Genomic DNA, 21,561 nt, shown 5'->3' with positions numbered 1-21,561 from the left:
GTAACTGAGTGCCGAGAAGTTGCGGAACACCAGGAGACGGCGGGGGCCGGAGCCGCGCTGGCTCCGGCCCCCGTTCGGTACGCCCGGGATACCTACGGAGTCGGGTACTGCGTGACGTAGACCGGTGCGCCGACCTTGGTCATGTCGGCCGCGTCACCGACGCCGTTGACCACGTGGTCGATCGTGCCGGCGCTGAGGTTGACGGTCATGATGTGGTGCAGCCGTACCCCCGGAGTGACCGGGACCTCGAAGCCGTTCTCGGTGTGGATCGACGGATTGTTCTGGTTGAAGACGTAGACCCCGCCGCCGTACAGGGTGTGGTGCCGCACCCGGTCACCGACCTTGTAGCCGGCCCAACCCTCGACGGCACCGTGCATCCAGTCGGCCTGCGTCGGCGGGTCGTACGGCAGCTCGTTCTGGTAGAGGATCGTCGTGCCGTGCTCGCCGTTCCAGACGGTGTTGTACCGCTGGAAGTGCTCGACGAACAGGCCGGTCGCGGTCACGTGGTCGCCGTTGATGACCGCGCCGTAGCGACCGGTGTTGGTCCGCCAGCGGTCCGTGTCGCCGTTGACGCCCTCGGTGAAGCCCTCGACGCCGTGGTCGCCGCGCCACACCCAGGTGTGGTCGATGAGCACGTTGTCGCTGTTGACCTCCAGCGCCGTGTTCGTCCGGCCGATGTGCGGGCCGCCGACCCGGAAGTACACGTCGGACAGCGTGGTCGGGTTGCCCGGCGTGCTGACGTTGCGGCCGTGCTGCTGACCCACCCGTAGCAGGACCGGCGACTCGACCCGGCCGGCGTCGATCGTGACGCCGGCGACGACGACACCGGGGACACCGGCGACGTCCAGCGGGATGGCGCCGTTCACCGCGGTGAGCGTGGCGTGCCCGATGCCGAGCACCACCGTGTTGGCGCGCCGGACCTCGATGCTGCGCGCGATGTCGTACGTGCCCGGGGTGAGCAGCAGGTGCTTGCCGCGCGCGAGCTGGCTGTTGATGACGTGCACCGGGTCGGACGGCTTGGCGATGAAGAAGTCACCGATTCCGATGGTCCGCCCCGGCGTCAGGCCGTCGGCCCAGGAGACCCCCCGGCTGTCGTGCTGCGCGGCGGGCACGCGGACGTTGTAGCGGCCCTTGCCGTCGACAAAGAGGTAGGGCTTCTCCCGGCTCAGCGGGGTGGTCTCCAGCGTCGTGTAGGGCGGGTCCGGGAAGGAGGCGTCGTCCGGCGCGCCCTCGACGCCCGCGAAGACCTGGTTCCACACCGCGTTGGACCAGCTGCCGACCTCGCTGTTGCGGGTCAGCCACTGCTGCTGCGAGCCGTTGGTGGTGGCCGGCAGCCGGGAGTCGGCGATGAACCCGCCGCTGGCGTACTGCGGGCCCGCGGTGCAGTAGTCCATCAGGGACAGGCCACCGCCGCTGATGTTCAGGCGGCGCATCGACACCGCCTGGGACACCGCCCAGAAGTTCGCCGAGGACCGGCAGCCGTCCTGGCCGGCCGCGTTGATGGTGAGCGAGAGGTTGGACAGGGTGCGCCAGAAGTTGACCAACGCGAGGCAGTTGCCGGCGCCGCCGTCGGCCAGGCAACGGTTGTACACCTCGATCTTGCCGTTGACGGTGACGTCGGTGGGCGAGGCGCCCAGGCCGGACACCTCGGTGTAGTAGCCGACCTTGGCCTGCAACGGCTGCTCGGCCGTCCCGTACGTGCCCGGTTTGAACAGGTAGGCGTGCCGCGCGGCGCCCATCTCATTGTCGACCTGCCGGGCGTGCGCCGCGTCCAGCGTCTGCTGGATCTCGCTGACCGGCATACTGGGGTCGAAGATCGTGACGTTGGGCCCGAAGTCCGGGGCGCCGTGCGTCGGCCGGCCGGCGGCAGCGGCGGTGCTGGTCGCCGTGACCGCGGTGATCAGCACGACCGCGAGAAAGAGGGTGCGACCAATTCGCCGGCGCACCCGTCGGGGCTGGGTTGTCATGCGGTTCGTCCTCTCCGTGGCCGGACCGTACCTCCGGCACAGCTGGGGGCGGTGAGAGCGCTCTCTGGGCCCTCCGACCGAAGGTTGAGCCGAGTCGAAGGGATAGGCATGTTTCTACCTGGCAAATCGGCCGCACGCTATGACCAGAGACGGCGAACTTCGGTCTGGGCGGGCGAGAATGGACGGTGCAGCGGGGGAGGTGCTGATGCGGATCGACTCATTGCCCTACGTGGACGAGCACGCCACGGTCATCGCGGCGGAGACCGTCGAGGTCTGGCCCCACCTGGCGGACATCGTCGAAGGGTCCTTCTCCCGGCCCGGCATGGCCGGCTACGCGCGCCTGGTGGGTGCCGCCGACCCGGACACATCCGGGCCACGGCCGCTCGCCGAAGGCTCGACGTTCCCCGGCTTCCGGGTGGTCACCGCGATCCCCGGTCGGGAACTGGCTCTGCGCGGCAGCCATCGGTTCTCAACCTACGCGCTGATCTTCCGCCTCGAGCCCATCGGTCGGGGCCGGTCACAGCTGCGGGCCGAGACGCGAGCCGCCTTCCCCGGCCTGGCCGGCGGCCTGTACCGACAACTCCTCCTGAGATCGGGCGGCCATGTGATCGGCATGCGGCGCATGCTCGCGGCGGTCCGCCGCAGAGCCGAATAGAGGGCATCGGCTAGACGTCGTCCAGGAACTCGTCGATCATCGGGGCCAGCCAGCAGGCGCGCTGCGGGATCGACGTGTGGGTGGTGCCGGGCAGGATGGCCAACCGGCAGGCCGGCAGACCGGTCAGGTCGCCGGGCACCGCGCCGCCGAGCAGTCGGAACATCCGCACCGCGTGCTCGGGCTGGACGATGTCCGCGTCGGCCAGCACGATCATGGTCGGCGCGGCCAGCTCGGCGATCCGCTCCGGGGCCCACTGCGGCAGGTTCGCGTCCAGCACCGTCATCTTCGTGACCAGATTGGCCCAGCCCGCCGGGTCCGGCGCAGTCCGCAGGTACTCCTCGTGGAACTCCGAGCCGTGCAGGTGCTCCGGTCGCAGGTCCTGGATCCCGTCGAGCAGCCCGGGATGCAGGCCCGCGTCGTCGAAACTCACCGAGGCGAGCACCAACCGGCCGACCCGGGCCGCGTGGTCGGTGCCCAGGCGCAGGGCCACCGCCGCGCCCATGCTCCAGCCGAACACGTCCGCCCGCGCGATGCCGAGCCGGTCCAGCAACTCGACCACGTCGGCGGCGAAGTGCTCCACGGTCAGCGGACGGTCGACATCCGGCGTGTGACCGTGTGCCTGCAACTCGACCGCGATCACCCGCCGGGTCTTCGCCAGGAGCGGCAGGATCGCGCCGAACGAGGTGCCGATGCCGGAGAGCGCACCGTGGATCAGCACCAGCGGGCGGCCATCGCCGCTGCCGTGCTCTTCGTGGTGGATGTCCATGCCCACACGATGCGCCGGAGCGCTTACGGTCGGCTTCAGGTGGCCTTACCGCGGCTAGGGCCTAGGATGACCGCCGTGCAGTTCGGGGTGCTCGGACCACTCGCCGTCACCACGGACGCCGGCGAGCCGGTGGTGGTGCCCGGCACCAAGGTCCGGGCGCTGCTGGCCGACCTGCTGACCAACCGCAACCAGGTGGTTTCGGCGGACCGCCTCATCGACGACCTGTGGGGCGACGACGCGCCCGCCAATCCCGCTGGCGCCCTCCAGGTGCGGGTGTCGCAGTTGCGCAAGGCGCTCAACGACGCCGAGCCGGGTGCCCGCGAGATGATCGAGTCCCGGCCGCCCGGGTACCTGCTGCGGGCCGGCGCGGTCGACGCCGACCGGTTCGCCGAACTGGCCCGGTGCACCGACGTCGAGCGGCTGACCGAGGCCCTCGCGCTCTGGCGCGGCGAGGCGTACGCCGACATGGCCGACGCCGGGTTCGTCCACGCGGAGGCGACCCGGCTCGCGGAGCAGCGCCTCACCGTGCACGAGCGGCTGGCCGAGGCTCGGGTGCTCCGGGGCGAGCACGACCTCGTCGCGGCCGATCTGGCGGAGCTGGTCGCCCGGCACCCGCTGCGCGAGGGCCTGCGAGCGGTGCAGCTCCGCGCCCTGTACGCGGCCGGCCGCCAGTCCGAAGCGCTGGACAGCTACGCCGAGCTGCGCGACCGGCTCGCCGACGAGCTGGGTCTCGACCCCGGGCCGGAGCTGGTCGCCCTGCACCGCAGGATCCTCGAACAGGACGCCGGTCTCAGCCCGCCACCGAAGGCCGCGATCATCCGCAACAGCCTGCCGGCGCAGCTGGACGAGCTGGTCGGGCGGGCCGAGGCGCTGGCCGAGCTGCGGGCCCTGCTGCCGCGGCAGCGGCTGGTCACGCTGGTCGGCCCGGGCGGCGTCGGCAAGACCCGGCTGGCCACCGAGGCGGCCCGTACACAGGCCCTTCCGGACGGTGTGCACCTGGTCGAGCTGGCGCCGCTGCCCGCCGGTGACCCACGCATCGCCGAGCAGATACTGGGCGCGCTGGACACCCGCGAGACCGCCGGTACGAGCCTGTCCCCCGCCGACCGGCTCACCGCCGCGCTGCGACACCGACACCTGCTGCTGGTGCTGGACAACTGCGAACACGTGATCGAGCCGGTCGCCGACCTGGTGGCCCGGGTCCTGCGCGACGCGCCCGAGGTGAGCGTGCTCGCCACCAGCCGGGAGCCGCTCGGCCTCACCGGGGAACTGCTCTGGGAGGTACCCCCGCTGTCCGTGCCGGAGGACGGCGACCTGGATGCGGTCCGGCGCTCGGCGGCGGCCCGGTTGTTCGCCGCCCGCGCCACCGCGCAGCAGCGCGGCTTCCGCCTCGACGACCGGACCGCTCCCGCGGTGGCCCAGCTCTGCCGCCGCCTTGACGGCCTGCCACTGGCGCTGGAATTGGCGGCGACCCGGGTCCGCGCGCTCGGTGTGCACGGCGTGGTGGACCGGCTGGACGACCGGTTCCGGCTGCTCACCACCCAGCAACGGGACGTGCCGCCGCGACAGCGGACGCTCACCGCGGTGATCGGCTGGAGCTGGGACCTGCTCGACGAGGGCGAACGGGCGGTGCTCGCCGGGCTCGCGGTGTTCAATGACGGCTGCACCCCGGAGGCCGCCGAGCGGGTCTGCCACACCGATCTGGACACGCTGGCCCGGCTGGTGGACCGGTCGCTGGTGGTGCTCGACGACGCCGGCGTCGTGCCGCGCTACCGGCTGCTCGAATCGGTCGCCGCGTTCTGCCTGGACCGCCTGACCGACGCCGACGAGGTACGCGCGCGGCACGCCGCGTACTACACCGAGCTGGCCGAACGCGCCGACCCGCAGCTGCGCGGCGCCGACCAGCAACGGTGGCTGGCGCTGCTCGACGCGGAGGCGGCGAACCTGCGATCGGCGCTGGCCCACGGCGGCGGGCTGCGACTGGCGATCGCGTTGAGCTGGTACTGGTATCTGCGCGGCCGGCTCACCGAGGCGCGGCGGGCGCTGGCGGTGCCGGGTGACCCGACGCAGGAGTCCCGCGCCGCGCCCTGGCGCGTCGGTTTCGCGCTGGTGCAGGGCGACCCGATCGACCCGGCCGGTGTCCGCGCCGCGCTGGCCGGTGACCCGGACGGCCGCGGTGCCTGGTTCGCGGCCCACGCGGTGCTCGGCCACAGCGACCTGGCCCTGGCGTCGGAGCTGCTACCCGCTGCCTCCGCCGATCCGTGGACCGAGGCCGCGGTGCTCAGCTCCCGGGCGATGATCGCGCACGCCAACGGGGACCAGGTCACGCTGGAGTACACCGCAACCCGTAGCGCCGCGCTGTTCGCGGACCTCGGTGACCGGTGGGGCCGGCTCCAGGCGACCGAGTGGGTGGGTGGGCTGGCTGACATGCGCGGTGAGCACGAGCGCGCCGCCACCCTGCACCAGGAGGGGCTGCGCTGGGCCGAGGAGCTGGCGCTGTGGCCGCAGGTGTGCGCCGAGCTGTCGTGGCTGGCCTGGCTCGCGGTGCAGACCCGCGACTACGCGCAGGGCCGGGAGCTGGCCGAGCGCGCGTACCAGCTGGCGGTGGAGCAGGCCATGCCCAGTGCGCTGGTCTTCGCGGAGATGAGCCTCGGGCTGGCCGCCCGCCGCGACGGCAAGCTCGACGTGGCCGTCGCCCACCTCACGCACCTCGCCGAGCAGGGTCGCGCGGAGATCCAGCCCGCGCTCTACCTGCCGATGAGCCTGGTCGAGCTGGGCTACGCGGTCGAGCAGGCCGGTGACCCGGATGCGGCGCTGGCCCTGCACATCGAGGCGTTCGAGGCCGCCGAGGCGATAGGGACCTCACGGGACGCGGTCACCCCGCTGGAGGGGATGGCGTCGGCGGTGCGCTCCCCCGAGGTCGCCGCCCGACTCCTGGGCGCGGCGGCGGCCGCCCGGGTCGCCGCGCAGGCCCCGGCCGCCCCGGCGGAACGCGACGACACCGACCGGGTGAGCGTCCGCGTTCTGGCCGCCCTGGGGCGGGAACGCTTCGACGCGCTGGTCGCCGAGGGCGCGAAGCTGAGCCCGGGCCAGGCCCGGGCTCAGCTCTGATCAGTGGTCAGCTGGCCGTCTTCGGCCGGTACGAGGCGATGATCACGCCGTTCTTGTGCACCCGGGTGTCGATCAGCTCGAACGACGCCTTGACGTCCGTCAGCGGCGTCGTCAGGCTCGGGCCGCCCTCCAGCACGGGGTGGATCCAGAACCGGACCTCGTCCACCAGGCCCGCCCGGACCAGCTGCGCGGTGACCGAGCCGTACCCGTACTGGATGATGTCCTTGCCCTCCTGGGCCTTGAGCTTGGTGACCGCCTCGACCAGGTCGCCCTGGAGCACCTCCGTGTTGTTCCAGGTGGGGTTGGTCAGGGTGGTCGAGGCGACGTACTTCTTGACGTTGTTGAAGTACGCCGCGCCGGTGCTCGGGTCGTTCTCGTCCATGCTCGGCCAGGCGACGGACATGCCGTCGTAGGTGGCCCGGCCCATCAGCATCGCGTCCGCGGCGTTGGTCTGTTCGCCGGCGAGGCTGGCGGCCTCCTCTTCGAAGTACGGCGAGGTCCACATGGGGTTCTCGATGACGCCGTCGAGGGTGATGTAGGTCGAGTTGATGAGCTTGCGCATCGGGGGTCTCCTGGTTGTCGGCGGTGCTCTCGGTGACACCCAGAACTCTGTCGGGTCCCGCTTACGATTCGCTTCAGTTTGCCCTTACCCGCGTCCGTAACCGTGTCGGTCCAGGAAGCGCGTCGGTCAGATCGGCTGCTCCGGGTCGGTCAGCGGGATGGGCAGCGCCTGCGCGTCCGCCGTGCCGCCACCGATGGAGTGCGCCGGCGGGGGGCGGTCGCCGGTCCGGCTGTGCAGCCGACCCCGCCCCGCCGGCCCGGCGCGCCGGGTCACCTCGCAGGTCACCATCCGCACCGGCGGTGGCGGCGCGGTGAAACGGCCGACGCCCCAGCGCACCCAGATCGGGATGCGGCCGGCGGCCGCCTCCGCCCGCAGCTTCTGCACCGTCCGCGCCCGGTCGGTGTGGTCGACCTCCACGACCACCGGCGGGCCGCCGGGGCGGGCGCACGCCACGTCGAGGACCGAGTGTCGCTGCTCCAGCGGCGGTGGCAACGGCAGGACACTGGGTGCCCGCCGGTAGACCCGCCAGCCCTGAGCCTCGGCCCACCCCACCACCGAGTCGATCACCCGTGCGGTGACCTCGTCGGCGTCCAGGTCGACGAAGGTCAGGTCGTCCAGCCAGCGGCCCAGGTCGGCGGCCAGCCGCTCACCCTCCGCCGTGACCTCCACCGGCGCAGGATAACGCCTTCGCCGCCGCTGGTCGCAGTCGCGGCGCGGGCCCAGCTCCCGGTCGGAGCTGGGCCCGAACGTCGTCATCTCATGTTGGCGACCACGAACGGCGCGTGGCCGTGCAGGTAGTTGTTCCACCCGCCGGTCACCGGCGCGCCGGCGCTGAGCAGGTTGGTGGTGTCGGTGCCGACGTCGAGCTTCCACGCGGTCCAGGAGATGCCGTTCGCCTTCATCCAGTCCACCCAGGTCTGCGCCTCGGGAAGGCAGGCCCGGCCGTCGAGGCCTCCGTCGGCGTGACTGGCACCCCACTCGGTGACGAACAGCGCCAGACCGGCCCGGATCGCCGCGTCGCCCTTCGCGCGCAGCGACGCGCCGTGGGTGCACGAGTAGAAGTGCAGCGTGTACATCAGGTTGGTGCCGGCGACCGGGCTGGCCGCTGCCGCATCCACATCCTGCGACCACGTCGGGGTGCCCAGCACGACGATGTTGTCCGGGTCGGCGGCGCGGATCGCGGCCACCACAGGCTGGTGGTACGGCTTGATGACGCCCGTCCAGCTCACCTGGAGCGGCTCGTTCCACGGCTCCCAGATGACGTTGGGCAGGTTGCCGTAGCGGCGCGCCAGGTCGGCGAAGAACGCGACCGCCTCGGACTGATTGTGCTGCGCCTCGTGCGCGTGCCAGTCGACAATCACGTACACGCCGGCGCTGACGGCGTTGTTGATGATCGTCTCGACCTGCGTACGGGCCTTGACCGGGTCACTCAGGTACGCGCCCGCCGGCTCCACGCCCATCGCCGCGCGGATCACCTGGAGGTTCCAGTTGTCCCGCATCCAGGTCAGCGCGGACAGGTTCTCGGCGTAGGGGGCCGTCTCCCAGTTGAGCCACATGCTGCTGATGCCGCGCAGCTGCACCCGCGCGCCGTTCCTGTCGCACATTCCGGTGCCGCAGACCCGCAGCTGCCCGTACCGCTCGACGGGGGTGCCGGGGGTCGGCGGCGGAACGGTCGGGGTGGGCGTCGGTGTGGGCGTCGGGGTCGTCGGGGTGGGCGTCGGGGCCGGCCCGCCCGCGCAGGACGCGCCGTTCACCGTGCAGTTGACCGGGGTGCCGGAGCCGGCGACGAGGAAGCCGAACGAGGTCGAGGCGCCGGCGGCGAGGGTCCCGTTCCAGGAGAGGTTGATGAACGTGTAGTGGCCACCGGCGGTGGCCTGCTGCGCGTTCCACGACTGGCTGATGCTCGACCCGGACGGCAGGTCGAACTCGACCCGCCAACTGGTGATCTGTGCGGAGGTGTTGTTGGTGACGGTGACCTGGCCCTGATAGCCGCTGCCCCAGTTGTTCGTCACGGAGAACACGGCGGTCGCCGCGCTGGCCGGTGTGGCGGTGATCGCCACCGCACCGGCGAGCAGGCCGGCGACGGCCAGGGCCGTGACAAGTCTCAGTGTGCGCATGCTGAACCCGCTTCGGTCGATCGACTGTGATGGCCTGAGGCGGGGCGGCGCCTGGGCGCACAGTATCGATCAATGACGATGCATGGCAAGGCGGGGCGAGCGGATTCCCGCTGGCCGGGAGGTCAGCGCCGCCGCCATCCCCAGCGGCGCGAGGCGGTCGCGCCCGACGCCGACCTCTCCCGGGCCACCATCTCGGCCGCCACACGCAGGGCCTGGGCGGGCTGCGCGCCGGCCGGCCCCAGCAGCTCCACCAGCCGATTGCCGAGGCCCAGCACCATCGCGGCGCGGTCGAAATCCCGGATCAGCGCCAGGCACTGCGCGTACACCCCGTACGTGTTGGCCATCTCCCACAGGCTCAGCGGGCGGAGCGGATCGAGCAGCCCCTGACGCAGCTCGCAGGCCCGGGACGCGGCCAGCGCCGCCTCCCGGACGGAGTCGTCCGAGGCGGGTCGCGTGACCGACCGGTGCAGCAGGGCGACGGCCTGGTTGTGGTAGGCGGTGCCCATCGCCTCCCTGGTCCGGGGGCCGGCGGCCGGCGGCGATGCGACGGTGCGCAGACCCACGGACACGGCCCGCTCCACCAGCTCCAGCCGGGTGACGGGCTGACCGGCGGCGAACGCGACCTCCGCCAGGTCGACCAGTGCGGTGATCAGCTCCGCGAGCGCCTCGTCCCGCGCCGGAGCGGTCACGTCGCCACCCTCGGCCGTCACCGCGTCATGCACCCGCTCGAAGAGGGCGACCGCCGCACCGCCGGGCGCCATCCCGTCCGCGGCCCTGCCATGAGCGGACAGCAGCATCCCACGCCGCCACAGCGCCCGGGCCAGCTGCTGCTGGTCGCGACGGTCGACCCGGCCCGAGCCCTGCGCGGCCTGCCGGTAGGCGTCGATCACCCGCACCCAGAGTCGGTCCGCCTCCGCCCAGGTGTCCTGCCGCGTCGACGCCTCCCGCGCCCCTTCGAACAGCCGTTCCCGCTCGTCCGGTCCCATCTCCCGCACCGCCCTCCGCGCTGGCCACCAGCGACACCGCCGACAAAGGCAGTGAACACCATCGATTCTATGGTGGTCGCGGCGCGGAGCCGCCGGCACAGCTCACTGGGTCGCGGTGACGATGCAGCGGCGCATCGGCGTCAACGCCTCGACCGGACCCTCGACGGTGACGCCGCCCGGCTCACCGGTCAGGTTCCGGCCCCACGCCCAGCGCAGCATCGCCGCCGGCGGGCCGGTCACCGTCACGTCGGCGGCGTCGGCCACGCCGTCGGTCACGCGGAACAGCCCCGGCTCGGTACGCACCGTCCACGCCGCGTCATCGGTACGGATCGCGCACGTCCAGCTCGGCGAATCGGCCAGGATCTTGTTGAAGTCGTCGGCCCACTCGGCCGCCGAATACTCCACGAACACCTTGAGCAGCTCGTCGACGCCGTCGACGGCGAGGTCGTCCGGGACGGGCGCGACCGGGACACCGACGCCCAACTCGGCGTCGATGCGGTGGATGACGGTCTCCTGCGCCATCCGCCGTATCCAGAAGCCCACGGTCTGGCCCGGCGCGTACCAGGAGCCGGCCGGGTCCTTCGGGTCGTGGGCCGCGAACTCGGCCAGCAACCCGGCGTACGTCCGGTCGAGCAACGCCAGCGGCTCCTCGCTCGCCAGCTCCGCCGGCGGCCAGGGCTCGGGCTCGGCGCCGTCGCGGATGGCCAGGGTCTTGTGGAGATAGACCTCGCCAACGTGGCGGGTCAGGTCGGCGACACTCCAGCCGGGGCAGCTGGGCACCGCTGCCCTGAGGTTGGTCGGTGCGACAGCCCGCAACCGGGCGAAGTCGTCCCCGAGGCAGTCGAGGAATCGGGAGAGCTCCATGCGGACAGTCGACCACAGGTCGACGGTCGCCGGGGGTGCCGCAACGCGTTCGCCGAACGCCGGAGCCCGCCGTAGCGTGGGGCGCATGAGAACCACCACGCTGGGCAGTACGGGTCCCGAGGTCGGCGTCATCGGGCTCGGGTGCATGGGCATGAGCCACGGATACGACATCACCGGCCCCCGCGACGACGAGACGTCGATCTCGGTCATCCATCAGGCGCTCGACCTGGGAGCCACCCTGATCGACACGTCGGACGTGTACGGGCCGTACACCAATGAGGAGCTGGTCGGCCGGGCCCTGGCCGGCGGCCACCGGGAGCAGGCGGTCCTGGCGACCAAGGTGGGGCTGGTGGTCACGTCCCCGACCGGCGGCCCCGGCAACTCGCCGGTCCTCGGCAACAACGGGCGCCCCGAGCACATCCGCGCGGCGATCGACGACAGCCTGCGCCGGCTCGGCACCGACCACGTCGACCTCTACCAGCTGCACCGGGTCGACCCCGAGGTGCCCATCGAGGAGTCCTGGGGCGCGATGGCGGAGGTCATCGCGGCGGGCAAGGCGCGGCAGATCGGTCTGTCCGAGGTGACGGTGGCCCAGATCGTGCGGGCCCAGGCGGTGCACCCGGTGGCGTCGGTGCAGTCCGAGCTGTCACTGTGGACCCGCGACCCGTTGACCGAGGTGCTGCCGTACTGCGCCGAGCAGGGCATCGCCTTCCTGCCGTTCTCCCCGCTGGGCCGGGGCTTCCTCGCCGGCCGGTTCACCTCGTTCGACGATCTGCCCACCGACGACTTCCGGCGTGGCCTGCCGCGCTTCCAGCAGGACGCGCTGCGCGCCAACCTCGCCATCGTCGGCCGGGTCCGCGAGATCGCCGACCGGGCCGCCGTCAGCCCCGCACAGGTCGCGCTCGCGTGGGTGGTCGCCCAGGGTGACCAGGTCATTCCGATCCCCGGCACCAAGACCCCGAAGTACCTGGTGGACAACTGCGCGGCGGGCGACGTGCGGCTCAGCGCCGAGAATCTGGCCGACCTCGACGCCCTGCCCGCGCCCGAGGGCGGTCGCTACTGACGCTCGACGCACCACCGCGACCGGCCCGGCGACCCGTACCAGCGGGTCAGCCGGGCCGGCGCACGGTGACCGGCGGACCGAAGCGCACCCCGACCCCGGGGGAATACAGCACGCTGACCGGCGGCCCGGTCGGCGCCGGCAGCCCCGCGGCGGCGATCAGCTCGTCGTCCAGGTGCAGCAGCTCGGCACGGTGCAGCGGCCAGCGCGGGTGCCAGTTCGGCAGGTGCCGCGTGCGCCCGTACGCCCGGGTGTGCAGCCCCCAGCGGGCGGTGACGAAGTGCTCCAGCGGGGTCGGGTCGGCGATCCGCTCCCCCACCCGGACCACCATGCGGCTCGTCGCGCCGGCCGGGCCCGGCCAGCGACGCCGGCACCGGTAGGTGAGCCGGTCGCCGTCGCGGTCCAACCGCATCGACGACCAGAGGTACGGCAGCCGCAGCGTCGCACGGGCGACGAGCACCGGCACCAGCCGGGACGCGTCGAGCGACCGGAACACCACGGCGCGCCGGCCGGTGCCGTCGACCGAGTAGAGCCGGACGTTGGTCTCCCAGAAGGTGCCGAAGTAGGGCACCCCCGGCCCGCGGCCGAGGCCCAGCCCGACCATCCGGAAGCCGATCAGCCCGACGTGACTGACCCCGTCCAGGGTGTCCGGGCGGGTCCCGGCCGGCAGCAGCGGCGCGACGAGGTCCGGTGCGACAGGCCAGTGCAGGAAGGTCAGATCCTGCCAACGCTGCCGCAGCATCGCCCAGGGGAACGCGCGCCGGGGCGCGGCGTCGACGGGCTCGATGTCCACACCCCCATCCTGCCCCGGCTCACGCGTGCGGACCGACCTGCACCGGGCCGATGGTCAGCGATGCTGTTCCTTCCAGGACCTGACCGACCCGCTCGACCTGCTCCTCCAACGCCCGCCGCCGACCGGCGCCGAGTGCCATCAACGGCTCGACCGTCACGTGGATCGTGCGACCGCAGCGACGCTGGTGCCACACCCCGGCGACCGTTCCGTCGACCAGCAGCACCGGGTAGTTGCCGGCCTGCCCACGGGCCAGCGCCCGGTCGGCGGCAGCCCCGGGGAAGAGCAGGTCACGCGGGTGGCAGCCGACCGTATACGCGTCGAAGTAGGGCAGCAGGCGCACCCCCGACGGCCCGTCGTCCGGGAAGTCGGTGTCGCCGGCCGCCACCCACGCCCGCGTGCCCTCCACCGTGACGGGTGCCAGGTCCAGCGACTCGAACAGCGTCGCCGCCCAGGTCGCGGGTACCGACAGCCACCGGGCGAACTGCGCCGGGGTGGCCGGCCCGTACGCGTACAGGTAGCTCCGGACGAGGGCGGCCAGCGCGGCCGTGCCGTCCATCGGCGCGAACCCGGGCAGCCAGCGGGTTGGGCTGGTGTGGGTGGTGGAGCGGCCCCGGTTCGGGCCGAAGCAGATCACGCCGCCCCGGGTGGCGGCCGTCATCGCGGAGATCCAGCGCGGCCATTTGTCCTGGAACGCGTCCATGACCCGCTCGCCGGCCCAGGGGCCGGTGCGGGCGACCACCTGCTCCGTCAGCTCGTCGGTGGTCAGCTCGGCCTCGGCCAGCGCGTCCGCGAGGGCCGCGAGGACCTGCTCGGTCTGCGCCGGGGTCAGCAGGTCGCGGCCCTGCTCCCACGACGGGACCGGCAGCGCGGAGAGCGCGCCCGTCCACATCGGCAGGTCGGCGGTGGCGAGCAGGTGCACGGTGCCGCGCGGCCCGCGGCTCTTGACCAGGATCCGGTCCGTCCACAGCGCCTGGCGCACCAGCGCACGGGTGGCGCCCGGGACCCGCAGCCCGACGGACAGTTCGGCGGCGGAGGCGACCTGGGCGTGCGCGCCGCACATCGCGGACACCACGGCGGCGACGGTGTCGGCCTCCGGGGCGGAACCCGTCGCGGTCGGCGCGGAGAGCCCGTGCCGGTCCATGCGCCGGGCGCACACCTGACCCCAGCTCAGGTTGATCACCGCAGGCTCCCGAAGAACGCGCGGATGTCCGCCGCGTGCGCCAGCGGCTCATCCATCGCCACGAAGTGGCTACCCGGGTTGCCCTCCGGCCAGTGGACGATCGCGTTGTCCCGCTCGGCGAGGCGCCGCATCAGCGCGGACCCTCCGCCGTACACGCCGGACGGCACCCGCCGCTGCCCCTTCGGCCAGGCGAAACCGCCGTCGTCCGCGATCGTGACGCGCTCGTACATCGGCCACGAGGACGATCCCGACGTGCCGGTGAACCAGTACAGGCTCACGTTGGTGAGCAGGTGGTCCCGGTCGATGGCCTGCTCCGGCGTCGGCACCGTCATGGTGAACTCCTTGAACTTGTGCATCATCCAGGCCAGCAGCCCGACCGGCGAGTCGTTCCAGGCGTACGAGAGGGTCATCGGCGCGGCCCGCAGCAGCGCGTGATGGTCCACGCCGCCGCTCATCCACTGCTGCATCTGCTCCCACTCGGCGCGTTCCGCCTCGGTCATGCCCGGCACGTCGGCGGCGGTCGGGAAGCCGAACCCTCCGTCGATGTGTACGCCCACCACCTGCTCGGGCGCCACGGTCGCCACCTCCGGCGCGACGTACGCGCCGAGGTCGCCGCCCTGGGTGCCGTACCGGTCGTAGCCGAGGCGACGCATCAGCTCGGCCCACATCCGGGCGACCCGGTTGACCGTGAACCCGGCCGGTGGCGCCTGCGAGAAGCCGTAGCCGGGCACCGACGGCACCACCACGTGAAGGGCCTGCCCGGGGTCCCCACCGTGGGCGCGCGGATTGGTCAGCGGGCCGATCAACTCGGTGAACTCGACCACCGAGTTCGGCCAGCCGTGCGTCAGCAGCAACGGCAGCGCGTCCGGCTCCGGCGAGCGTACGTGCAGCAGGTGCACCTCCAGCCCGTCGATCTCGGTGACGAACTGCGGGAACTCGTTCAACCGCGCCTCGTGCAGCCGCCAGTCGTAGCCGGTCGCCCAGTGGTCGGCCATCTCGCGCAGGTAGTCCACCGGCACTCCGCGCGTCCAGTCGGCGCCGGGCAACGAGCGGGGCCACCGGGTCCGCGAGAGCCGGTCACGCAGGTCGTCGAGCTCCGATTGCGGGATGTCGATGCGAAATGGCGTCATGTCGGCCACGCTACGACCTATATAGGTCAGGTCCTGTCACACATCGCTGGCATTCTGGAGCCATGTCCGACACCCCCGCCCGGCTGCTGAATCTGCTCTCTCTGCTGCAGACCCCGCGCGAGTGGCCCGGCAACGAGCTGGCCACCCGGCTCGGCGTCAGCCTGCGCACCGTCCGCCGGGACGTGGAACGGCTGCGCGACCTGGGCTATCCGGTGCGGGCGACGATGGGCGCGATCGGCGGATACCGCCTCGTCGCCGGCAAGGCGATGCCGCCGCTGCTGTTGGACGACGAGGAGGCGGTGGCGATCGCGGTCGGTCTTCGTACCGCCGCCGGTCATGCGGTGGCCGGGATCGAGGAGGCCTCGGTGCGAGCGCTGGCGAAGCTGGAACAGGTGCTGCCCGCCCGGCTGCGCCACCGGCTCGGCGCGCTGGGTGCCGCCACCGAACCGCTGCTCACCTGGGGCGGGCCGACGGTCGACCCCGAGCAGCTGACCGCGCTGGCCGCCGCCGTCACCAACCGCGAGCAGCTCCGGTTCACCTACCGGCGGCGCGACGGCGCGGCCGGCGAGCGGCTGGTCGAGCCCTACAAGCTGGTGTCGGCGGGCCGCCGGTGGTATCTGGTGGGATACGACAACGACCGGGGCGACTGGCGGATCTTCCGGGTGGACCGGATGGGCGAGCTGCGATCCACCCGGACCCGTGTCGCACCTCGTTCGCTGCCGGCCCCCGACGCAGCGGCGTTCGTGACGGAGAAGCTGCTCGAACTGACCCCGGTCTACCGGGCGGTGGTGACCCTGCACGCACCGGTGGAGCGGATGACCGGCCCGCTCGGTGGCGCCTCGGTCGACCTGGAGCCGATCGACGCCACCTCCTGCCGGTTGCGCAGTCACGCCGACACCCTGGAGTGGCTGGCGTGGCGCCTGCTGACCCTCGGCTGCGATTTCGAGGTGCACGAGCCGCCGGAGCTGATCGCGTACCTCCGCGAGATCGGCGCGCGGGCCACCCGGGCTGCCGGCCCGACAACCGGGTAGGCAGCGCGGGCGGTGGCACGACCGCCCGGCCTAGGCTCGAACGGCCGATGGCGTGGCCGAAACGACTGAAAGGCCACATAGTGGGGGGAAGCGGGCGTGACGCGTGGTGACGCGGAGCTGGTCCTGCTCGCGCAGGCGGGCGACGCGGCGGCGCTCGGTGTGCTGCTGGCCCGGCACGAGGCAGAGATGCGGGCGGTCGCGCTGAGCCTGCTCGGCTACGGTCCGGACGCCGAGGACGCGGTCCAGGACGCGATGGTGGTGGCGTTGCGCCGCATCGGCGAGGTTCGCGACCCGGCCTCGATCGGCCCGTGGCTGCGGGCCATCGTCCGTAACAACAGTCGGACGACCCTGCGCCGGCCCCGGCCCGTCCCGGTCGCCGAACCCGAGTGGTTCGCGCAGCCGGCCACCACCCCCACCCCCGAGGAGGCGCTGGACCGGGGCGCGCTGCGTGACTGGGTGTGGCACGCCATCGGGGCGCTGTCCGAGCCCGACCGGCTGGTGACCCTGCTGCGGTACTTCAGCGACGCCTCCTCGTACGAGCAGATCGCCGCCGTCTGCGGCGTGCCGGTCGGCACCGTCCGCAGCCGGCTCAGCCACGCCCACCGCGCCCTCGCCGGCGGCCTGCGGGCGTCGGCGGCCGCGGCGCACGTCGACGTCACCGCGTCCAGCGACGCCCGGTGGCGCGAGGGCCGCGACATGATCACGACGGCGATGCGCGGTGACTTCGACCGGGTGGTGCGCGAGAGCTGGTGGCCGGACGCGGAGATGCTCGCGCCGGGTGGCCTGCGCGGCGGCACCGACCTGGCGGTCCAGGGCATGACGAAGGACCTGACGAACGGGGTACGACAGCGGCTGCGCAACGTCGTGGCCAGCGGTGACGTGCTGATCTGGGAAACCGACCTGATCAGCCCGCCCGACGACCCGGAGCACTGCCCGCCCGGGGCGCTGTGGATGCAGGTGCTGCGCGAGGGCCGGGTACGCCAACTCACCCTCTTCCACCCCGTCCCCGCGCTGGTCTGAAAAAACTTTCCCGACCGAGCGAACTTTCCCCTCGGCCCGCGCATCTGGTCCGCGTCATGCACCAGTTGCCGTGTCGGCGGACGCCGCGCGGGTCTCGGATCGGGAGATAGTTCATGGGTTCCACCCGCCACGACGTCAGCGCCCTCACACCCGGTGCCCACACGTTCACCGTCGACGGCGTTCGGCAGGTCTACCACGTCGCCGGCGCCGGCCCGGTGTGCGTGGCGCACTCCGGCGGCCCGGGCATCGAGTGGACGTACCTGCGGACGCCCAGCCTTGAGGCGCACTTCACCATGGTCTACGTCGAGCCGGTGGGCACGGGCGCGTCGGGACAGCTCGACAACCCCGACGATTACCGTCTCGACACGTATGTCCGGTTCCTGCACGCCGTCGTCGAGCACCTCGGCGAACCCAGGGTCTACCTCCTCGGGCACTCGCACGGCGGTTTCGTCGCCCAGCGGTACGCGCTCACCCACCAGGACCGGATCGCCGGCCTCGCACTGTACGACACCTCACCCGTCACCGGCGCCGAGTTCTGGGCCGAGGCCATGGCCAGCCTCGCCGCCTACCCGCAGCGGCACCCGGACCGGCCGGAGGCGACGGCGGTCCCGGCCGCCTTCGCGCAGATCGGCGGCGCGACGGACGACGAGTCGTTGGGGGCCGCGCTGCGCGCCGCCCTGCCGGTGTACTTCGCGGACTTCTGGGGTCGACGGGACGAGTTCGCCCCGTTTCAGGCGGCCGTCCGGATCTGGTCGACGCCGGCCGACGCGCAGGACCCCACGCCCTTCGACGTGCGGGACAACCTCGGTGAGATCACCGTGCCCGTCGTGGTGATCGTCGGGACGTACGACTTCATCTGCGGCCCCCGCTGGGCCGAGCAGCTGCACGCGGGGCTTCCGGACTCGCGGCTGGTGACGCTGGAGCGAAGCGGGCACTTCGCGCACATCGAGCAGCCGGTGGAGTTCACCGACGCCGTGGCGGAGCTGCTGAAGCGGTGACCCACCCCGGCACAGCGCGTCCCGAGGTCGTTCGTCACAGCGGGCAGGCCTCGGCGTACAGGCGCGTTGCACGGTCATAGGCTGAGCACTTTGCTGCACCGTGACAAAGAGGAGACCGCCGTGAGCCAGACCGAACGGATGGATTCCGTCGACGAGTGGAACGTGGCCGAGGACGACGGGGTCCTGGACGCCTCCGACACCCTCGACGACGACCGGGTCGGCGACCCCCTCGACACCGGCATCATCGCCGAGGACCACTGGACGGCGGCGAACCGGTTCGGCACCACGCCGGCCGAGGAGCGGGCGGGCGAGTCTCTGGCGCAGCTCCTCGCCGAGGAGGAACCGGACACCGACCCGTACGCGGAGAGCGTCGACGACGAGGATGAGCTGACCCGGCGGGGATACGAGCGCGAGGCGCGGGCGGGGCGGCTCGTCGCCGACGACGAGGGGCTCAGCGAGGACGACGAGGCCGAGTCGGTGGCGTGGGACGTCGGGATCGATGGAGGCGCCGCCAGCGCCGAGGAGGCTGCGATCCACCTGGTCGAGGACCCGAACGGGCCCGGGGACGGCCCGCTTCGCTGAACGCCGCGCCGCCGCGCTCGGCACCACGAGGGGTGCCGAGCGCGGCGAGCGGGTCGCTCAGTGGATGACGACGGGGGCCTTGGCCAGCTCACCCTGGTCGTCGAGCGGCTGCGCCGGCTTCCGCCGGCGTGGCAGCAGGGCAGCCGGGATGAAGGTGAGCAGCACCAGCGCGAACGCCACCCAGAACGTGGTGGCGAACGACTTGGCGGCGAAGTCGAGCCCGCGCTCGATGAGCGACGGGTCCACCGGCGTCTGCTGGAGCAGCTCCGGCCGCTGCTGGGCGGCGATGGCCAGCCCGGCCTCGGTGACCGGCTTGCCGCTCGGGTCGACCAGGCCGGGGATCGGCCGGGAGCCGTTCAGCTCGTTGGTGAGGATCACCGACATCACCGCGGCGCCGATCGACCCGCCGATCTGCTGGAGGATGTTGACCAGCGTGGAGCCGCGCGCCACGTCGTGGGCCTGCAACGTCCGCAGCGCCGACGTCATGATCGGCATCATCGTGCCGCCCATGCCCAGGCCCATCACGAACAAGGACCCGCCGAGCAGCCAGTACGAGGTCTGCGGGTCGACCTGGGTGAAGCTGAAGAACCCGACGACGATGAGCGCCAGCGCGAACGGGACCGTGCGACCGATGGGCACCCGGTCGGCCAGCGTGCCGGCGATCGGCATGGTGATCATCGCGCCGATGCCCTGCGGCGCCATCAGCAGACCGGCGGCCAGCGTCGACTCGCCGCGCACCTGAAGGAAGTAGCTCGGGAACAGCAGGCCGGCGCCCATGAACGCGATGATGAACACGAACAGCGTCACCGAGGCGATGGTCAGGTTGCGGTTGGTGAACAGCCGCAGGTCGAGCAGCGGGTGCCGAGGCTTGAAGGAGTAGAGCACGAACGCCACCACCAGCGCGGCGCCGACCAGCATTGGCGCCCACACCTTGGTCTCGGCGAAGGTGCCCGTCTCCGGCAGTGACGAGACGCCGTAGAGGAACAGCGCGAGCCCCGGTGAGAGCATCAGCATGCCGATGAAGTCGAACGACTCCGACGGCTCGGGCGCGTCCTTCGGAAGCGCCATCTGCGCGTAGACCAGCGCGACCACGCCGATCGGCAGGTTGATCAGGAAGATCCAGTGCCAGCTCGCGGTGTCGATCAGCCAGCCACCCAGGATCGGGCCGCCGATCGGCCCGAGCAGCATCGGGACGCCGAGGACCGCCATCAACCGGCCGATCCGGTGCGGACCGGCGGCCCGGGTCATGATGGTCATGCCCAGCGGCATGAGCATGCCGCCGCCGAGGCCCTGCAGGACGCGGTAACCGATGAGCTCGCCGATCGTGTCGGCCGTGGCGCAGAGCCCGGACCCGATCGTGAACAGGGCCAGCGCCACCATGTAGAGGCGTTTGGTGCCGAACCGGTCGGCTGCCCACCCGCTCAGCGGGATCACCGTGGCCAGGGCGAGGGTGTAGGCGGTCATCGTCCACGCGACACGGGCGTAGGACGCGTCGAACTCGCTCTGGAACGTCGGCAGCGCGACGCTGACCACCGTCACGTCGAGGATCGACATGATCGCGCCGAGGACGACGACGCCCGCCACCTTGAGCACCGCGGCGTCGAGTTTGTCCGATGTCGCGACAGATTGCTGGGTCACAAACTCTCCTGAAGTCGGTTGAACCGGCGAATGGTGGGCGGTGGCGGCGGTGCCGCGCCTACCAGGCGCAGGACGCGACGTACCGAGGCGACGACGCGCGCAGGCAGACTATCTGTCCCCTGTGACGGTCCGCCGCCGGATTTCGTGACCGCGCGGCGGCGCATCCGTTCGGCCGTCCGATTGCAGCCGGTTGTCGGGGTGTCGATCAGCCAGCCGAAACGGCCGAGCCCGCCGTCGACGCGGTCCGCCCCGGCCGGCGCCGAGCGGGTCCCACAAGGGGCAGCCGGGGAGGTGGACCTTCAGGCGGTGGACACCGGCACCGCGGCGGTCAGCGCCCAGTCGTGCCCGATGTCGGCGGCCGCGCGCAACAACCGCGGCAGGTGGTCGTCGACCAGCGTCTCCAACGACGTCTCCGCGGCGTGCACGGTGACGTTGATCGCGGCGATGACCCGACCGTCGCCGTCGCGGACCCCGGTGGCGACGGACCGGATCCCCGGAGCGAGATCCTGGTCGGCGAGCGCCCAACCCTTCGCACGCACCTCGCGCAGCACGGCGTCCAACTCACCGGGCGAGGGCTGCCAGCGGGGCGTGATCCCGGAGCGGGTCGGCTCGGCGAGCACGGCGGCCAGCGTCTCCGGCGGCAGCCCCGCGAGCAGCACCTTGCCCATCGACGTCGCGGGGGCCGGGAAGCGGGTGCCGATGGTCACGGCGAGCGTGACGATCTTCGGTACGGCGACGCGGGCGACGTAGACGATGTCGCTGCCGTCGAGCTGGGCCATCGAGGTGGACTCGTTCGTCTGCGCGACGAGCTTCTCCATGTGCGGGCGGGCGACGTCCCACATATTCAGCGCGTTGACGTACGCCATCCCCAGTTCCAGGACGCGCGGGGTGAGGGCGTGGCCACGGCCGACCGCGCGGACGTAGCCCAGCGACTCGAGTGTGATGAGGATGCGCCGGACCGTGGGCCGGGCCAGGCCGGTGGCGGCGGCGATCTCACTGAGCGTCATCGACGGGCAGGCCGGACGGAAGGAGCGCAGGACGTCGAGACCCCGGGCGAGAGCCTCGATGAAGTCGGGCCCGGCGCCCCTTCCGGTGTCACTCATG

General features: G+C 72.4%; 19 protein-coding genes. 7 read left to right on the top strand and 12 right to left on the bottom strand.

Features of this window, described 5'->3' with window-relative positions:
- Nucleotides 1-92: 92 nt before the first annotated feature.
- The gene (locus ACFYPS_RS01320) at nucleotides 93-1,967 is read right to left on the bottom strand and encodes an adenylyl cyclase (protein ID WP_354962452.1); all 1,875 of its coding nucleotides are present in this window, start codon (nucleotides 1,965-1,967) and stop codon (nucleotides 93-95) included.
- A 205-nt stretch (nucleotides 1,968-2,172) separates the two neighbouring features.
- On the opposite strand from ACFYPS_RS01320, the gene ACFYPS_RS01315 reads away from it, so the two are divergent.
- The gene (locus ACFYPS_RS01315) at nucleotides 2,173-2,622 is read left to right on the top strand and encodes a hypothetical protein (RefSeq protein WP_354962453.1); all 450 of its coding nucleotides are present in this window, start codon (nucleotides 2,173-2,175) and stop codon (nucleotides 2,620-2,622) included.
- 10 nt (nucleotides 2,623-2,632) lie between these two features.
- On the opposite strand, the gene ACFYPS_RS01310 is transcribed toward ACFYPS_RS01315, so the two are convergent.
- Nucleotides 2,633-3,388, bottom strand: a complete 756-nt coding sequence (locus ACFYPS_RS01310; protein WP_354962454.1) for an alpha/beta fold hydrolase — start codon at nucleotides 3,386-3,388, stop codon at nucleotides 2,633-2,635.
- Nucleotides 3,389-3,454: 66 nt separating this feature from the next.
- On the opposite strand from ACFYPS_RS01310, the gene ACFYPS_RS01305 reads away from it, so the two are divergent.
- Nucleotides 3,455-6,496 (top strand): BTAD domain-containing putative transcriptional regulator, encoded by a 3,042-nt coding sequence (locus ACFYPS_RS01305; RefSeq protein ID WP_387322227.1) that lies wholly within the window; start codon nucleotides 3,455-3,457, stop codon nucleotides 6,494-6,496.
- Nucleotides 6,497-6,503: 7 nt separating this feature from the next.
- Here the strand turns inward: ACFYPS_RS01305 and ACFYPS_RS01300 are convergent, their stop codons facing one another.
- From ACFYPS_RS01300 to ACFYPS_RS01280, 5 genes are all read right to left on the bottom strand, one after another.
- A complete protein-coding gene (locus ACFYPS_RS01300; protein ID WP_354962456.1) occupies nucleotides 6,504-7,058 on the bottom strand; it encodes a dihydrofolate reductase family protein in 555 nt (184 codons plus the stop codon).
- Nucleotides 7,059-7,184: 126 nt separating this feature from the next.
- A complete protein-coding gene (locus ACFYPS_RS01295; RefSeq protein WP_354962457.1) occupies nucleotides 7,185-7,727 on the bottom strand; it encodes a hypothetical protein in 543 nt (180 codons plus the stop codon).
- An 83-nt stretch (nucleotides 7,728-7,810) separates the two neighbouring features.
- Nucleotides 7,811-9,175: a cellulase family glycosylhydrolase gene (locus ACFYPS_RS01290; protein WP_387322224.1), complete on the bottom strand. Its 1,365-nt coding sequence runs from the start codon at nucleotides 9,173-9,175 to the stop codon at nucleotides 7,811-7,813.
- A gap of 122 nt (nucleotides 9,176-9,297) precedes the next feature.
- Entirely contained in the window at nucleotides 9,298-10,161 is an 864-nt protein-coding gene (locus tag ACFYPS_RS01285) for a hypothetical protein (RefSeq protein ID WP_354962459.1), read from the bottom strand.
- Between the two features lie 102 nt (nucleotides 10,162-10,263).
- Complete coding sequence (locus ACFYPS_RS01280) at nucleotides 10,264-11,025, bottom strand: maleylpyruvate isomerase family mycothiol-dependent enzyme (protein WP_387322222.1); 762 nt, start codon at nucleotides 11,023-11,025, stop codon at nucleotides 10,264-10,266.
- 85 nt (nucleotides 11,026-11,110) lie between these two features.
- Here ACFYPS_RS01280 and ACFYPS_RS01275 point away from each other — a divergent pair, with 85 nt between their 5' ends.
- Nucleotides 11,111-12,088 carry an aldo/keto reductase gene (locus ACFYPS_RS01275; protein ID WP_354962461.1) on the top strand — a complete coding sequence of 326 codons (978 nt, stop codon included), beginning with the start codon at nucleotides 11,111-11,113 and terminating at the stop codon, nucleotides 12,086-12,088.
- Nucleotides 12,089-12,134: 46 nt separating this feature from the next.
- Here the strand turns inward: ACFYPS_RS01275 and ACFYPS_RS01270 are convergent, their stop codons facing one another.
- From ACFYPS_RS01270 to ACFYPS_RS01260, 3 genes are read right to left on the bottom strand one after another with little or no spacing between them, the layout of a single operon-like run.
- Nucleotides 12,135-12,878 carry a DUF2071 domain-containing protein gene (locus tag ACFYPS_RS01270; protein WP_354962462.1) on the bottom strand — a complete coding sequence of 248 codons (744 nt, stop codon included), beginning with the start codon at nucleotides 12,876-12,878 and terminating at the stop codon, nucleotides 12,135-12,137.
- Nucleotides 12,879-12,897: 19 nt separating this feature from the next.
- Nucleotides 12,898-14,058, bottom strand: a complete 1,161-nt coding sequence (locus ACFYPS_RS01265) for a winged helix DNA-binding domain-containing protein (RefSeq protein WP_354962463.1) — start codon at nucleotides 14,056-14,058, stop codon at nucleotides 12,898-12,900.
- Nucleotides 14,055-15,188: an epoxide hydrolase gene (locus ACFYPS_RS01260; RefSeq protein ID WP_354962464.1), complete on the bottom strand. Its 1,134-nt coding sequence runs from the start codon at nucleotides 15,186-15,188 to the stop codon at nucleotides 14,055-14,057. Before ACFYPS_RS01260 ends, ACFYPS_RS01265 begins: the two co-directional genes overlap by 4 nt.
- 62 nt (nucleotides 15,189-15,250) lie before the next feature.
- Between ACFYPS_RS01260 and ACFYPS_RS01255 the strand changes: the two genes are divergently transcribed.
- The 4 genes from ACFYPS_RS01255 to ACFYPS_RS01240 all read left to right on the top strand — a co-directional run bounded on the left by ACFYPS_RS01255 (nucleotide 15,251) and on the right by ACFYPS_RS01240 (nucleotide 18,819).
- A complete protein-coding gene (locus ACFYPS_RS01255) occupies nucleotides 15,251-16,219 on the top strand; it encodes a YafY family protein (protein ID WP_354962465.1) in 969 nt (322 codons plus the stop codon).
- 96 nt (nucleotides 16,220-16,315) lie between these two features.
- Nucleotides 16,316-17,239, top strand: coding sequence for an RNA polymerase sigma factor (locus tag ACFYPS_RS01250; protein WP_387322219.1), 924 nt, complete (start codon nucleotides 16,316-16,318; stop codon nucleotides 17,237-17,239).
- Nucleotides 17,240-17,352: 113 nt separating this feature from the next.
- Nucleotides 17,353-18,237, top strand: coding sequence for an alpha/beta fold hydrolase (locus ACFYPS_RS01245; RefSeq protein WP_387322217.1), 885 nt, complete (start codon nucleotides 17,353-17,355; stop codon nucleotides 18,235-18,237).
- A gap of 120 nt (nucleotides 18,238-18,357) precedes the next feature.
- Complete coding sequence (locus tag ACFYPS_RS01240; protein ID WP_354962468.1) at nucleotides 18,358-18,819, top strand: DUF5709 domain-containing protein; 462 nt, start codon at nucleotides 18,358-18,360, stop codon at nucleotides 18,817-18,819.
- Nucleotides 18,820-18,876: 57 nt separating this feature from the next.
- On the opposite strand, the gene ACFYPS_RS01235 is transcribed toward ACFYPS_RS01240, so the two are convergent.
- Together ACFYPS_RS01235 and ACFYPS_RS01230 are read right to left on the bottom strand one after the other, a co-directional pair.
- The gene (locus ACFYPS_RS01235; RefSeq protein ID WP_354962469.1) at nucleotides 18,877-20,457 is read right to left on the bottom strand and encodes a DHA2 family efflux MFS transporter permease subunit; all 1,581 of its coding nucleotides are present in this window, start codon (nucleotides 20,455-20,457) and stop codon (nucleotides 18,877-18,879) included.
- A gap of 299 nt (nucleotides 20,458-20,756) precedes the next feature.
- Complete coding sequence (locus ACFYPS_RS01230) at nucleotides 20,757-21,560, bottom strand: IclR family transcriptional regulator C-terminal domain-containing protein (protein ID WP_354962470.1); 804 nt, start codon at nucleotides 21,558-21,560, stop codon at nucleotides 20,757-20,759.
- Nucleotide 21,561: the final 1 nt, after the last annotated feature.

Source organism: Micromonospora sp. NPDC005087, assembly GCF_042872965.1.
GTDB lineage: Bacteria > Actinomycetota > Actinomycetes > Mycobacteriales > Micromonosporaceae > Micromonospora.
Note: the sequence above shows the minus strand (reverse complement) of the source record. Positions and strands in the feature narration are given on the sequence as shown.

Bases quoted from the DNA above. Each gene is read 5' to 3' on its own strand.
- ACFYPS_RS01290 (WP_387322224.1), bottom strand. From the start codon at position 9,175: ATGCGCACACTGAGACTTGTCACGGCCCTGGCCGTCGCCGGCCTGCTC.
- ACFYPS_RS01230 (WP_354962470.1), bottom strand. From the start codon at position 21,560: ATGAGTGACACCGGAAGGGGCGCCGGGCCCGACTTCATCGAGGCTCTC.
- ACFYPS_RS01275 (WP_354962461.1), top strand. From the start codon at position 11,111: ATGAGAACCACCACGCTGGGCAGTACGGGTCCCGAGGTCGGCGTCATC.
- ACFYPS_RS01285 (WP_354962459.1), bottom strand. From the start codon at position 10,161: ATGGGACCGGACGAGCGGGAACGGCTGTTCGAAGGGGCGCGGGAGGCG.
- ACFYPS_RS01315 (WP_354962453.1), top strand. From the start codon at position 2,173: ATGCGGATCGACTCATTGCCCTACGTGGACGAGCACGCCACGGTCATC.
- ACFYPS_RS01300 (WP_354962456.1), bottom strand. From the start codon at position 7,058: ATGCGCAAGCTCATCAACTCGACCTACATCACCCTCGACGGCGTCATC.
- ACFYPS_RS01310 (WP_354962454.1), bottom strand. From the start codon at position 3,388: ATGGACATCCACCACGAAGAGCACGGCAGCGGCGATGGCCGCCCGCTG.
- ACFYPS_RS01260 (WP_354962464.1), bottom strand. From the start codon at position 15,188: ATGACGCCATTTCGCATCGACATCCCGCAATCGGAGCTCGACGACCTG.
- ACFYPS_RS01305 (WP_387322227.1), top strand. From the start codon at position 3,455: ATGACCGCCGTGCAGTTCGGGGTGCTCGGACCACTCGCCGTCACCACG.
- ACFYPS_RS01280 (WP_387322222.1), bottom strand. From the start codon at position 11,025: ATGGAGCTCTCCCGATTCCTCGACTGCCTCGGGGACGACTTCGCCCGG.
- ACFYPS_RS01255 (WP_354962465.1), top strand. From the start codon at position 15,251: ATGTCCGACACCCCCGCCCGGCTGCTGAATCTGCTCTCTCTGCTGCAG.
- ACFYPS_RS01320 (WP_354962452.1), bottom strand. From the start codon at position 1,967: ATGACAACCCAGCCCCGACGGGTGCGCCGGCGAATTGGTCGCACCCTC.
- ACFYPS_RS01245 (WP_387322217.1), top strand. From the start codon at position 17,353: ATGGGTTCCACCCGCCACGACGTCAGCGCCCTCACACCCGGTGCCCAC.